At 61.2% G+C, this 12,913-nt stretch carries 11 protein-coding genes; 10 read left to right on the top strand and 1 reads right to left on the bottom strand.

The window, feature by feature from the left end; translation table 11 throughout:
- Window positions 1-88: 88 nt before the first annotated feature.
- Entirely contained in the window at window positions 89-1,123 is a 1,035-nt protein-coding gene (locus M5C56_RS03785; protein WP_103494866.1) for an alpha/beta fold hydrolase, read from the bottom strand.
- A gap of 392 nt (window positions 1,124-1,515) precedes the next feature.
- Between M5C56_RS03785 and M5C56_RS03780 the strand changes: the two genes are divergently transcribed.
- The 10 genes from M5C56_RS03780 (at window position 1,516) to araG (ending at window position 12,906) form a co-directional block, all read left to right on the top strand.
- On the top strand, window positions 1,516-2,805 hold the full coding sequence (locus tag M5C56_RS03780) for an MFS transporter (RefSeq protein WP_103494865.1): 1,290 nt from the start codon (window positions 1,516-1,518) through the stop codon (window positions 2,803-2,805).
- Window positions 2,806-2,818: 13 nt separating this feature from the next.
- A complete protein-coding gene (locus M5C56_RS03775; protein WP_103494864.1) occupies window positions 2,819-4,294 on the top strand; it encodes a glycoside hydrolase family 32 protein in 1,476 nt (491 codons plus the stop codon).
- 106 nt (window positions 4,295-4,400) lie between these two features.
- Window positions 4,401-5,399 (top strand): LacI family DNA-binding transcriptional regulator, encoded by a 999-nt coding sequence (locus M5C56_RS03770; RefSeq protein ID WP_103494863.1) that lies wholly within the window; start codon window positions 4,401-4,403, stop codon window positions 5,397-5,399.
- Window positions 5,400-5,642: 243 nt separating this feature from the next.
- Window positions 5,643-6,620 (top strand): 2-dehydro-3-deoxygalactonokinase, encoded by a 978-nt coding sequence (locus tag M5C56_RS03765; protein WP_103494862.1) that lies wholly within the window; start codon window positions 5,643-5,645, stop codon window positions 6,618-6,620.
- 31 nt (window positions 6,621-6,651) lie between these two features.
- A complete protein-coding gene (locus tag M5C56_RS03760; RefSeq protein ID WP_103494861.1) occupies window positions 6,652-7,272 on the top strand; it encodes a 2-dehydro-3-deoxy-6-phosphogalactonate aldolase in 621 nt (206 codons plus the stop codon).
- 48 nt (window positions 7,273-7,320) lie between these two features.
- The gene (dgoD, locus tag M5C56_RS03755) at window positions 7,321-8,469 is read left to right on the top strand and encodes a galactonate dehydratase (RefSeq protein ID WP_103494860.1); all 1,149 of its coding nucleotides are present in this window, start codon (window positions 7,321-7,323) and stop codon (window positions 8,467-8,469) included.
- Between the two features lie 28 nt (window positions 8,470-8,497).
- Entirely contained in the window at window positions 8,498-9,388 is an 891-nt protein-coding gene (locus M5C56_RS03750) for an SMP-30/gluconolactonase/LRE family protein (protein ID WP_103494859.1), read from the top strand.
- Window positions 9,389-9,414: 26 nt separating this feature from the next.
- Window positions 9,415-10,233 carry an SDR family oxidoreductase gene (locus tag M5C56_RS03745; RefSeq protein ID WP_103494858.1) on the top strand — a complete coding sequence of 273 codons (819 nt, stop codon included), beginning with the start codon at window positions 9,415-9,417 and terminating at the stop codon, window positions 10,231-10,233.
- A 70-nt stretch (window positions 10,234-10,303) separates the two neighbouring features.
- Window positions 10,304-11,305 (top strand): substrate-binding domain-containing protein, encoded by a 1,002-nt coding sequence (locus tag M5C56_RS03740; protein WP_103494857.1) that lies wholly within the window; start codon window positions 10,304-10,306, stop codon window positions 11,303-11,305.
- A gap of 86 nt (window positions 11,306-11,391) precedes the next feature.
- Entirely contained in the window at window positions 11,392-12,906 is a 1,515-nt protein-coding gene (gene araG / locus M5C56_RS03735; protein ID WP_247263056.1) for an L-arabinose ABC transporter ATP-binding protein AraG, read from the top strand.
- Window positions 12,907-12,913 lie beyond the last annotated feature (7 nt).

Genomic DNA, 12,913 nt, shown 5'->3' with positions numbered 1-12,913 from the left:
TATGGCGGGTGACTCATCATAGAGAATACGAGTCGCATAACCAGCCCAAGTCACTCAATCCGCACCCTCTCACCCTGGGACCAGACACCTAGAGCGATTGCGCCAGGAACTCGCTGATCACACCAAGCACTTGCTGCTGGATCAGCGCCCGCGGGCGGCCCCCATCGCCATCCCGGCAGATGATCCCGTCACCGGGGTCGTTTTGCTCAATCAGTTGCACAGCGCCCGGTTTGCAGGGGGCCATGAAGCTGAAGTGGGTGGCGTCGCTGATTTCCAGGTAGCGCACTGACGCTTGAGGCAGGCGCCTGGCCAAGTCGGCTGACTCCAACCTTGCCGGCAGTTCTTCCGAGGGCCAGCCAGCGGCAATCACCAGTACTGGTCGGTGCAGGTCTGCAAGGCTTTTATCGGTAAAGCCTCGGGACAGGCCGAGGTCCAATGAAACGATGGCGGCCACGCGCGGGTCGCTCAAATTTCTCGACAAGCGCTGCCGGGATTCGGCGGTGGCCCCGGCCTGAATGTCTTGATAAACCTTGCAGCCGGCAAGTACAGGATGAGCTGTGCAGTCCTCGGCAAAGCGTTGCGGATCAAAGCGTGCGCCGCCGATTTCCAGCGCAGTCCAGCCACCGAGAGAGTGCCCGATGACCGCGATCTTGTGGTTGGCCACTCCGCCAAACCGCTTCGGTTGGGCGGTGATCGCATCAATGACCCGACTGATATCGGCGGGCCGGCGCCACAACTCGGAGGCTGCCGGCTGAGTGCGATCGCGGCTGGTGGTACCGGGGTGATTGGGTGCCGCGACGATATAGCCCTGTCGGGCCAGGGCGCTGGCGAGCCAGGTCTGGTTAATCCAGTTGCCACCGTAGCCATGGGAGATCACTACCAGCGGATGCTCACCGGTAGCGGGGGCGGCGTTCGGCAAGGCCTGCACGCCGATAAAGGCAGGATTGTCACCGATCAATTGCGTCTCGCCAACAGCGGTGGTGGGATACCAGACCACCAGGTTCAGCGGGCGGCCATGGTCGGTATCGGGAATGACCGTCTCCTGAAATCCGACTTGGGCATCCTTGGCCTGGGCCGTAGCGGTCATGACCATCAACAGCAGAGCAGCACACAGCGTTTTCATTCCTTGAATCTCCTGAGTGGTAAGTCGCGGCCTCAGAAGGCCTCCTGACACGTTGCCTGCGTGTGGGGATACGGCCAAGGCCGGTTCGGCAAGCAGGTTGGTGGTTGAAAAAAAGCAGGGCAAAGATACCCCGAAGCGGTGTATTACGCATGCTGACCCTCTTGTTTTTGTATTGGGGCACTACACACTCTTCAAACGAGTCCTTGGTCGAACAGGCATTTGCGAGAGATCGCAAGTGTTCTCGGAGTCGCCGGCAGTACGGCTTTTGCCCGGTTTTCTTATCGCGATATCATCAGCATTTGCACTCAACCCACTTGACAACGAGCCCGTCCAGGACGCGTAATGCGCTGAAATGTTAACGTTAACTAAAATAAAAACAGGAGGACTGTTCCATGTCGATTCCAATGAGACGTGAGTACTGGCTCATCAGTGGTTTACTGTATTTTTTCTTCTTTTCGTGGTCATCCAGCTACTCGCTGTTCTCGATCTGGCTGCATCGAGTCATCGGCCTGAATGGCACGGAAATCGGCTTTGTTTTCGCGGCCAACGCCATTGCGGCGCTGCTGATTCAGCCGTTCTATGGCGCGCTGCAGGATCGGCTTGGCCTGTCGAAAAAACTGCTGGTGTGGATTGGTATCCTGCTCTGCGCGGCGGCCCCGTTTGCGATTTACGTATATGCCCACCTGCTGGCTCAGAACGTGGTGTTGGGGGCTTTGGTCGGAGCGGCTTTTCTGGCCTTGGCCATGCTCGCGGGCGTGGGCGTGATCGAGTCCTACACGGAGCGATTGTCGCGTCACGCGGGCCTTGAATTCGGGACCACCAGAATGTGGGGTTCGCTGGGCTGGGCCAGCGCGACGGGTGTGGTTGGCGTGGTCTTCAACATTGACCCGGATATCGCGTTTTACCTGAGCAGCGCGGCCGGCGTTGCGTTCTTGTTGATCCTCTCCAGGTTGGATTTGAGCCGCTTCAGTCAACCCGGCGTAGCTGGCAAGGGGGCAGCGATGCCCGTGCGCGTGCACGATCTCTGGAAGTTGTTGAGGCTACCGCGTTTTTGGGCATTCAGCTTGTACCTGACCGGTGTGTGCGGGATCTACATGATCTACGAACAACAGTTTCCGGTGTATTTCTCCTCATTCTTCCCGACCCCGGAGGAGGGTACCCGTGCTTATGGCTACCTGAATTCATCGCAGGTGCTGCTTGAGGCCGTATTGATGTTGTTCGCGCCATGGGTGGTCAGCCGTACAGGCGCCAAATACGGACTGATTCTGGCGGGCAGCATCATGTTCGTCCGGATTCTGGGCTCCGGGCTGGCCATGCAGGCCTGGACCATCGCCGCCTGCAAGATGTTGCACGCGTTGGAAGTGCCTATCCTCCTGGTTTCGGTATTCAAGTACATATCGCTCAACTTCGATTCGCGCCTGTCCGCCTCGATCTACCTGGTGGGCTTCCAGTTCGCCCAGCAATTGACCGCGATGCTGCTTTCGCCGCTGGTGGGCTACGGCTACGACCATGTCGGTTTCTCGAGCGTTTACGTGCTGATGGCTGGCCTGGTTGGCGGGTGCCTGCTGCTGTCATGGACCTTGTTGCGCACCGATCCGGCCGGCACCTCTTCTCCCACCAAGATTACCGAACCGCTGGAGCTTCCGGCCATTGTTCAATCCGCCACTTGTTACGAACCCTAGTAAGGATTACACCATGCACGCTGCACTGCTGGATGAAGCGCATCGCGCCATCGAAAGAACAATACCCGAACGCGGCGATGACTATCGCCTCGGCTATCACCTGTCGCCTCCGGCGGGATGGATGAATGATCCGAACGGGCTGGTCCATTTTCGCGGTGAATACCATGTGTTCTACCAGCATCACCCATACTCTGCGCATTGGGGCCCGATGTACTGGGGGCATGCCAAGAGCCGCGACCTGGTGCATTGGGAGCATTTGCCCATCGCCTTGGCGCCCAGTGATAGCTACGATCGGGACGGGTGTTTTTCAGGATCGGCGGTGGTCATGGATGACAGGCTTTATCTGATCTACACCGGGCACACCTGGTTGGGTGCTTCGGGTGATGACCGGAACATCCGCCAGGTCCAATGCCTGGCCAGCAGCACAGATGGTCTCTCGTTCACGAAACACGGGCCGGTGATCGAGACGGCACCGGATCCGGACATCATGCATTTCCGTGACCCCAAGGTCTGGCGGCAAGGCGAGCAATGGTGGATGGCTCTGGGGGCACGCCAGGGAGACGACCCGCAGTTGCTGCTTTATCGCTCGGAAGACCTGCGGCACTGGCAATACCTGGGCTGCGCCCTGAAAGGTGTTTGCGAGTCGGACGGCTACATGTGGGAGTGTCCGGATCTGTTCGAGCTCGGCGGGTGCGACGTCTTTCTCTATTCGCCGCAAGGTTTGAAACCCGACGGCTACGATAACTGGAACAAGTTCCAGAACAGCTATCGGCTGGGTCAATTGGATGACCGCGGGCATTTGAGCGAGTGCGGCAAGCTGTACGAGCTTGACCACGGTCACGATTTTTATGCCGCACAGACACTGCTGGCGCCAGACGGGCGACGTTTGCTTTGGGCGTGGATGGATATGTGGGACAGCCCGATGCCGAGCCAGGCGCAACACTGGTGCGGCGCGCTTTCGTTGCCGCGCGAGTTGAGTCGCGACGGTGAACGGTTGCGCATGCGCCCGGCCCGAGAACTGAAAGCGCTACGGCAAGCCAGGCGAACGCTGCAGATCGGCGTGATCGAATCACGCTATTGCTCACTGGATGTTCGCGGTGCACTGCTGGAGTTTGAACTCGAACTGGACCTCGCGGGTAGCACCGCCGAGCGCTTTGGCCTGGCGCTGCGCTGCAGTGAAGACCAGCAAGAACGCACATTGCTGTACTTCGATGCCATGGCCCGACGTTTGGTGCTCGACAGGCAATGCTCGGGCACCGGCGTAAGCGGTGTTCGCAGCGTACCGGTGGCGCCAGGGCAGCAGCAAATCGCCCTGCGGGTCTTTCTTGATCGTTCGTCCATCGAGGTGTTCGTCGACGATGGCACCTATAGCCTGACCAGTCGGATTTACCCACGGCCCGACAGCCTCGCCGTCAGTGCATTCGCGGTCAATGGGGCAGGGCGGTTCGGGGAAACTGCTGTCTGGGATCTCGCCGATCTGCGGCTCTGATGACAGCGGATGTGCCATGGGCGGCCGTCGGCCGCCGGTCATGGTGTTGTTATGCATTTACCAAGCATGACATGATGCCCGGCCAGACAAGCAATGGCACCCGCGAATGGCTTCAGTTAAAGATGTCGCACGGCTGGCGGGGGTTTCCTTCATGACCGTTTCCAGGGCACTCAACACCCCGGAAAAACTGAACCGGGAAACCCTGGCGAAGGTTCGTCAAGCGATTGAGACCCTGGGTTATGTGCCCAGCCTTTCAGCTCGCAAGATCCGTGGTGGTCACTCCAGTGGCAAGACCATTGGCGTCTTCGCGCTTGATACCGCGACAACGCCTTTCGCCGTGGAAATGCTCCTTTCAATGGAGCGCACGGCACGGGAAAACGGCTGGAACGTTTTCATCCTCAACGTGTTCGAAGCGCCGCCGGACCAGCAAACCATCGATCTGATGCTGTCGCATCAGCCCGACGGAATCATCTTCAGCGCCATGCAGTTACGCACGGTCGAAATCCCCCAGGTACTGCACAGCCTGCCTCTGGTGCTGAGCAACTGCATAAGTGCGGAACCCGGCGTTGCGTGCTACATACCGGACGATGAAGAGGGGCAGTATCTGGCGGTAAAAAACGCATTGAAACGTGGCTACCGGCGTCCGCTGTGCATCAGCCTGCCGCAAAGCAGCCTGGCCTGGGAGTGGCGTCAGCGCGGGTTGGTTCGCGCCCTCGCCGAGGTCCGCCTGTCGGCGGACGATATTCCCCAATACAATCTGTCGACCGACGACGCCTATCAGGAAACAATGGTCGCGTTGGAACAGCAATTGCGCGGCCCGGAGGGCAAGCCGGCGTTTGACCTACTTATCTGTGGCAACGACCGCATTGCGCTGGTCGCCTATCAATACCTGCTCAGCCGTGGCCTGCGTATTCCAGAGGATGTGGCGGTCCTTGGCTACGACAACATGATCGGGGTGGCCGAGTTGTTCTATCCGCCGCTGAGTACCGTGCAACTACCGTACTACGAGATGGGGCGCCGTGCCGCCGAGCATGTGATTCAAGGCCGGGACGACCCTTCGACTCACAGGGTTGCATGCCCGCTCGTCGAGCGTGAGTCCTGGTGACGGCGCTCATCTACGAAACGCCATATTTCCAGCCCCGCGCACAATTCTGCGATCACTCATAAACCCTCGGAAAGCTGACCAGCCACGGCACCAAGCAGTGGTTGGTTAAGTTCGTTCAATTTAAAACAAATATCCCTATATGTGGGATGTATAAATATATATTGAGATTTGTTTAAGCCAGGGTCTATAGTCGCCCCATCAGCTCTACGCACTCACTGTCCAAAAATAAATTCAGGTGAAGCGATGCAGGCGCAATTGATCGCGCTCGATTGGGGAACCACCTCACTTCGGGCTTACAAACTCGCTGCTGGCGGCCAGGTGCTCGAACAGCGCTCGCTGTCGTCGGGGATCATGCAGTTGCCCAGTGGGCCGCGGATGATCGCCAGCCAGATGTGCACCGATGGTTTCGAATTGGCGTTCGACGACGCCTGCGGCGACTGGCTGGAGGCGCAGCCCGAGCTGCCAGTGATCGCCTGTGGCATGGTCGGCAGCGCCCAGGGCTGGCGCGAAGCCGCTTACTGCGACACCCCGGCGAATGTCGCCAACCTCGGTACTTCCTTGCAAACCCTGCGCAGCCTGCGCGGCGTCGAGGTGCATATCGTGCCCGGCGTCATCCAGCGCTCACCGCTGCCGAATGTGATGCGCGGCGAAGAGACCCAGGTCCTCGGTGTCCTGCAAAGCCTGTCGGCGGGTGCTGGCGACAATCTGCTGATCGGCTTGCCGGGCAGCCATTCGAAATGGGTCGAAGTGGCCGACGGTTGTATCGTGCATTTCGACACCTTCATGACCGGCGAGTTGTTCGCCATCCTCAGCGAACACAGCATTCTGGGCCGCACTCAACAACGCGGTGCGACCTTTGATGGGCTGGCGTTTGATCGCGGCGTACAGGTGGCATTGTCCACTGACGGCGAGATCGGCCCGCTTTCGACCTTGTTCAGTGCCCGCAGCCTTGGCCTGACCGGCGAGCTGAGTGCCACCGGGCAAGTCGACTACCTGTCGGGTTTGTTGATCGGTCACGAACTCGTGGCCCTCGCCGACGTACAGCGTCGTCGACGCAACGGCAGCCACTTGCCCTCGATCATTCTTATCGGCAATTCCCAACTTTGTGCCCGCTACAGCCGGGCGCTCGATGCCTGCGGCTTTGCCCCGGTGAGCCTGGCCGAACAGGCCACCGAGCGCGGGTTATGGCACCTGGCCGAAGCGGCCGGGCTGCTCGGCTGAGCGTCTGCGTTCAACTACCAGGAGGTCTGACATGCTCAAGCAAGCACTGGCGAAAAACGGGCTGATCGCGATCCTTCGCGGCCTGCGTCCGCAGGAGGCGGCGGCCATCGGCGAGGTGCTTTACCAGGCCGGTTTTCGCGTTATTGAAGTGCCCCTCAATTCGCCTGAACCCTACGAAAGTATTCGCATCCTGCGCAGCCTGTTGCCCGCCGATTGCCTGATCGGCGCCGGTACGGTGCTGACCCCGGAACAGGTCGGGCAAGTGAAGGCGGCCGGCGGCCAGGTGATCGTCATGCCCCACAGTGACCCCAAGGTCTTGCGCGCGGCCAAGGCGGCGGGCCTGTACCTGTCGCCGGGTGTCGCCACGCCGACCGAAGCCTTTGCCGCGTTGGCCGAAGGCGCCGATGTCCTGAAGATGTTCCCGGCCGAGCAAATGGGCCCGGCGGTGGTCAAGGCCTGGCTGGCGGTGCTGCCGGCAGGAACCTTGCTGATCCCGGTCGGCGGGATCACACCGGACAATATGCGGGTGTTTGTCGAGGCGGGCGTCAGCGGTTTCGGCCTCGGTTCCGGGCTGTTCAAGCCGGGCCTGACACCTGACGAAGTGGCTGTCCGCGCCAAGGCTTATGTGCAGGCCTGGAACGCATTGCGTTAAGACTTTCCGGCGCCGTGGGCGCTGCCTCTGAACAAGAGAGACAACACGATGAAAATCACCAGACTGACCACCTTTATCGTTCCACCACGCTGGCTGTTCCTCAAGGTCGAAACCGACGAGGGCGTGACCGGCTGGGGCGAGCCCGTGGTCGAAGGCCGCGCCCATACCGTCGCGGCGGCCGTGGATGAGCTGTCGGACTATCTGATCGGCAAGGACCCGCGCAATATCGAAGATATCTGGACCGTGCTCTATCGCGGCGGTTTCTACCGTGGTGGCGCGGTGCATATGAGCGCCCTGGCCGGGATCGACCAGGCGCTCTGGGACATCAAGGGCAAGGCGCTCGGGGTCTCGGTCAGCGATCTGCTGGGCGGGCAGGTTCGCGACAAGATCCGGGTGTATTCGTGGATCGGTGGCGACCGTCCGGCCGACACCGCTCGGGCTGCCCGGGAAGCCGTCGAGCGGGGTTTCACCGCCGTCAAAATGAACGGTACTGAAGAACTGCAGTTCGTCGACAGTTTCGAAAAAGTCGACCTGGCGCTGGCCAACGTCGCCGCCGTGCGCGATGCGGTGGGGCCGAATGTCGGTATCGGCGTGGACTTCCATGGCCGGGTCCACAAACCCATGGCCAAGGTGCTGATGAAGGAGCTCGACGCCTACAAGCTGATGTTTATCGAAGAGCCGGTGCTCAGCGAAAACTACGAAGCTCTCAAAGAACTGGCGCCGCTGACCAGCACGCCAATTGCCCTGGGTGAGCGCCTGTTTTCCCGTTGGGATTTCAAGCGGGTGCTCAGCGAAGGTTATGTCGACATCATCCAGCCGGATGCTTCCCATGCCGGCGGCATCACCGAAACCCGCAAGATCGCCAATATGGCCGAAGCCTATGACGTGGCCCTGGCGCTGCATTGCCCGCTGGGTCCGATCGCGCTGGCGGCGTGCCTGCAGCTGGACGCGGTTTGCTACAACGCGTTTATCCAGGAGCAGAGCCTGGGCATCCATTACAACGAAAGCAACGACCTGCTGGACTACGTCAAGGATCCGCGGGTGTTCGATTACGACAAGGGCTTCGTAAAGATCCCCAACGGCCCGGGCCTGGGCATCGAGATCAACGAGGAGTACGTCATCGAACGCGCGGCCATCGGCCACCGCTGGCGCAACCCGATCTGGCGCCATGCCGACGGCAGCTTTGCCGAGTGGTAAGGCCATGGATCAGACAGGAGGATTAGTCATGCAATGGCAAGCGGTGAGCGAACAGCGCTTCATGTTGGCGGAAGGCCCGTTCTGGGACGGCCCGAACCAGGCCCTGTACTGGGTGGATATCGCCGCTCGGCTGGCCTGCCGCCTGAGTGGCGGGCACTACCAGCAGTGGCAGTTGCCCGAAGCCGTGTCGGCATTCATCCCGTGCGAGCGCGGTGATGCCTTGGTGACCCTGGCCAGTGGCGTTTATCGCCTTGATCTCGACTCGCCGTCGCAGCAGCCGGTCCTGAGCCTGTTCTGCGTGGCCGACCCGGTGAGCAGCAACCGTGCGAACGAAGCCCGTTGCGATGCGCAGGGAAGACTATGGTTGGGCAGCATGCAGAACAACCTGGCCGCCGATGGCAGCGACTTGCCGATCACCCGGCGTTCAGGCGGCTTGTTCCGGGTCGATCCGGATGCTCGCGTCACTCCTTTGCTGGAGGGGCAGGGCATCGTCAACACCTTGCTCTGGGACGCCACGGGCACGCAGCTCTACTGCGCCGATAGCCTTGATGGCCAACTCTATCGTTATGCCATCGAGGCCGATGGTTCCCTGGGCGCGCGCAGCCCCTGGGGCCAACCATCCAGCCGTGGTGTGCCGGACGGTTCGGCCATGGACAGCCAGGGCTATGTCTGGAATGCCCGCTGGGGCGGTCATTGCCTGATTCGCTATGCCCCCGACGGCACGCTCGACCGGGTCATTGAGTTACCCGTCGAGTACCCCACCAGCTGTGTTTTCGGCGGGCCCGATCTGTCCACGCTTTACGTCACCAGCGCCCGGCCGGCGAGCAGCAGGGAAGGGAAAGATGGGGCTCTGGACGGCGCGTTATTGATGGCCGACGTTGGCGTGAAAGGCTTGGCCTGCCAGCGTTTTTCCGGCTGAACATCTTACTTGCAGGAGTCTTTGAAATGGCTGAAGCGTTGTCTTTACCCGAGGTTCCGGAGCCCACCTACGGCGACCGGCTGAAAGGCAAAGTGGTGGTGGTGACCGGGGCGGCCCAGGGGATCGGCGAGGCGATTGTCGCCTGCTTCCAGGCACAACAGGCGCGGCTGGTGATCGGCGATATCCAGGGTGAGAAAGTCGAGCGTGTGGCGGCCCGCTGGCGTGAACGTGGTGCCCAGGTCCATGCCCAGGCCGTGGACATTACCTCCAAGGAGCAATGGCGTTCCCTGGTGGACCTGGCCATTGAAAAGTTCGGGCGCGTTGATGTACTGGTCAACTGTGCCGGTGTGAATGTGTTTCGCGATCCGCTGGAGATGAGCGACGAGGATTGGCGCCGCTGCTTCGCCATCGACCTGGACGGCGCCTGGTTCGGTTGCCGCACGGTATTGCCGCACATGATCGAGCAGGGTATCGGCAACATCATCAATATCGCCTCGACCCATTCCAGCCACATCATTCCGGGCTGCTTTCCCTACCCGGTGGCCAAGCATGGCCTGCTCGGGCTGACGCGGGCGCTGGGTATCGAGTACGCGCCCAAGGGCATTCGGGTCAACGCCATTGCCCCGGGCTATATCGAGACCCAGCTCAATGTCGACTACTGGAACGGCTTCGATGATCCCCACGCCGAACGGCAACGGGCCTTCGACCTGCACCCGCCACGCCGTATCGGCCAGCCGGTCGAGGTGGCCATGACGGCGCTGTTCCTGGCGACCGACGAGGCGCCATTTATCAACGCCACCTGCCTGATGATCGATGGCGGCCGTTCGGTGCTTTACCACGAGTAACACCCAGCCGGCCGTTGGGCCGGGCAGTCTTCCCGTACATAACGAACCAATAACAACAAGAGGGTTACTTATGTTTATTCAGCGCAACATCCGCTCTCTGACCTGCGCCGCCGCGCTGGTCGCCGCCAGCAGTTTCAGCGGTTGGGTCTCGGCCGAAGAAGTGAAGATCGGCTTTCTGGTCAAGCAGGCCGAGGAGCCCTGGTTCCAGACCGAATGGGCCTTTGCCGAAAAGGCCGGCAAGGACAAGGGCTTCACGGTGATCAAGATCGCCGTGCCCGATGGCGAGAAGACCCTGGCGGCCATCGATACCCTGGCCGCCAGCGGCGCCAAGGGGTTTGTCATCTGCCCGCCGGACACCTCTCTGGGCCCGGCGATCATGGCCAAGGCCAAGATTAACGACCTGAAAGTCCTGGCCGTCGATGACCGCTTTGTCGACGCCCACGGCAAGCCCATGGAAGACGTTCCTTATGTCGGCCTGGCGGCGTTCAAGATCGGCCAGAAGCAAGGCACGGCGATGGTCGATGAAGCGAAAAAACGCGGCTGGGACTGGAGCGCCACTTACGCGGTGATCAACACCTTCGACGAACTGGACACCGGCAAGAAGCGCACCGACGGTTCGGTCGACGCACTCAAGGCCGCGGGCCTGCCGGCGGACCATATCCTCTTCACGGCGCAGAAAACCCTCGATGTCCCTGGCAGCATGGACTCCACCAACTCGGCCCTGGTCAAGCTGCCGGGCACGGCGAAGAACCTGATCGTCGGCGGCATGAACGACAGTGCCGTACTGGGCGGCGTGCGGGCCACCGAAAGCGCCGGTTTCAAGGCGGCCAATGTGATCGGTGTCGGCATCAACGGCACCGATGCCATCGGCGAGCTGAAGAAGGCCGACAGCGGCTTCTACGGTTCGATGCTGTTGAGTCCCGATACCTCGGGGTATGAAACCGCCAGCCAGATGTTTACCTGGGTCAGCACCGGTAAGGAACCGGCCAAGTACACCGCCCTGGATACCGTGACCTTGATTACCCGCGCCAACTTCCAGCAAGAGCTGACCAAGATCGGGCTGTGGAAATGACACGCCTTCGGCGCAAGGGCTGGACCTTGCACCTGACGTCCACCCTGTGGGTTGCGCAGTGCGCGGCCCGGTGCGGGAGATAGGTTATGTTGGAACACTCGAAGGCGGCCGCGAGCCTGCGCTTCAACGGCATCGGCAAGGAGTTTCCCGGGGTACGGGCGCTGGCGCAGATCAGTTTCGAGGCGCGGCCCGGCAGCGTGCATGCGCTGATGGGCGAGAACGGCGCGGGCAAGTCGACCCTGTTGAAGATCCTCGGCGGGTTCTATTCGCCCAACAGCGGCAACCTGCAGATCGGCGAGCAGGTCATGAGTTTCAGGTCGGCGGCCGACAGCATTGCCCATGGCGTCGCGGTGATCCACCAGGAACTGCATCTGGTGCCGGAAATGACCGTGGCCGAAAACCTGCTGCTGGGACACATGCCCTCGCGCCTGGGCATGGTCAATCGCCGGGAAATGGTGCGCAGCGCCCGCCAGCTGCTCAAGGGCCTGGCCGACGAGATCGATCCCGATGCGCGGTTGGGCAGCCTGTCCCTGGGCCAGCGGCAAATGATCGAGATTGCCAAGGCCATGTCGCGTAATGCCCATGTGATTGCCTTCGATGAACCCACCAGCAGCCTGTCGGCGCGGGAGATCGAGCGGCTGATGCTGATCATTGCCCGGCTGCGGGATGAGGGGCGGGTGATTCTGTATGTCTCCCATCGCATGGAAGAGGTGTTCCGCATCTGCGATGCGGTGACGGTGTTCAAGGACGGCCGTTTTGTCTGCACCTTCGAGGACATGCAACAGCTGAGCATCGACCGGCTGGTCAGCAGCATGGTCGGGCGCGATATCAAGGACATCTACGACTACCGTCCTCGCCCGCAAGGTGGCCAGGCCCTGCGGGTCGAAGGCCTGCTCGGGCCGGGCGTATTGGAACCGGCGAGTTTCAGCGTGAACAAGGGCGAGATACTCGGGCTGTTCGGCCTGGTCGGCGCCGGGCGCACCGAACTCTTGCGGCTGTTGGCCGGCCTGTCCCGCAGCAAGGCTGGACGCCTGGTGCTGCATGAGCAGACGGTGGCGTTCAAATCGCCGCGCGATGCCATTGCGGCGGGGGTGCTGCTGTGTCCGGAGGATCGCAAGAAGGAAGGCATCGTGCCCCGTGCCAGTGTGGCGGAGAACATCAATATCAGCGCCCGGACTCATCACGCCGGCTTCGGCTGGCTGATCCGCGGCGCTTGGGAGCGGGACAATGCCCAACAGCAAATCGCCGCACTGAATATCCGCACGCCTTCGGCCAGCCAACCGATCCTCTACCTGTCCGGTGGCAACCAGCAGAAGGCGATCCTGGGGCGCTGGCTGTCGATGCCGATGAAAGTGCTGCTGCTCGATGAGCCGACTCGCGGCATCGATATCGGTGCCAAGGCCGAGATCTACAAGATCATCTACAACCTCGCCGAGCAGGGTATTGCGGTGATCGTGGTGTCCAGCGACCTGATGGAGGTCATGGGCATTTCCGACCGCATCCTGGTCATGAGCGAAGGCGCGATTACCGGTGAACGGTTACGCAGCGAAGCCGACGAAGCCAGTCTGTTGCAACTGGCCCTCCCGCGTTCGCGGGACTGAAAACCTA

It is taken from the genome of Pseudomonas sp. MWU13-2862 (genome assembly GCF_023242495.1).
GTDB lineage: Bacteria > Pseudomonadota > Gammaproteobacteria > Pseudomonadales > Pseudomonadaceae > Aquipseudomonas > Aquipseudomonas gingeri_D.
The sequence above is the reverse complement of the archived record's forward strand: the minus strand, read 5'-3'. Positions and strand labels throughout refer to the sequence as shown.

Bases quoted from the DNA above. Each gene is read 5' to 3' on its own strand.
- M5C56_RS03785 (WP_103494866.1), bottom strand. From the start codon at position 1,123: ATGAAAACGCTGTGTGCTGCTCTGCTGTTGATGGTCATGACCGCTACG.
- araG (WP_247263056.1), top strand. From the start codon at position 11,392: ATGTTGGAACACTCGAAGGCGGCCGCGAGCCTGCGCTTCAACGGCATC.
- dgoD (WP_103494860.1), top strand. From the start codon at position 7,321: ATGAAAATCACCAGACTGACCACCTTTATCGTTCCACCACGCTGGCTG.
- M5C56_RS03780 (WP_103494865.1), top strand. From the start codon at position 1,516: ATGTCGATTCCAATGAGACGTGAGTACTGGCTCATCAGTGGTTTACTG.
- M5C56_RS03760 (WP_103494861.1), top strand. From the start codon at position 6,652: ATGCTCAAGCAAGCACTGGCGAAAAACGGGCTGATCGCGATCCTTCGC.
- M5C56_RS03740 (WP_103494857.1), top strand. From the start codon at position 10,304: ATGTTTATTCAGCGCAACATCCGCTCTCTGACCTGCGCCGCCGCGCTG.
- M5C56_RS03775 (WP_103494864.1), top strand. From the start codon at position 2,819: ATGCACGCTGCACTGCTGGATGAAGCGCATCGCGCCATCGAAAGAACA.
- M5C56_RS03745 (WP_103494858.1), top strand. From the start codon at position 9,415: ATGGCTGAAGCGTTGTCTTTACCCGAGGTTCCGGAGCCCACCTACGGC.
- M5C56_RS03770 (WP_103494863.1), top strand. From the start codon at position 4,401: ATGGCTTCAGTTAAAGATGTCGCACGGCTGGCGGGGGTTTCCTTCATG.
- M5C56_RS03750 (WP_103494859.1), top strand. From the start codon at position 8,498: ATGCAATGGCAAGCGGTGAGCGAACAGCGCTTCATGTTGGCGGAAGGC.
- M5C56_RS03765 (WP_103494862.1), top strand. From the start codon at position 5,643: ATGCAGGCGCAATTGATCGCGCTCGATTGGGGAACCACCTCACTTCGG.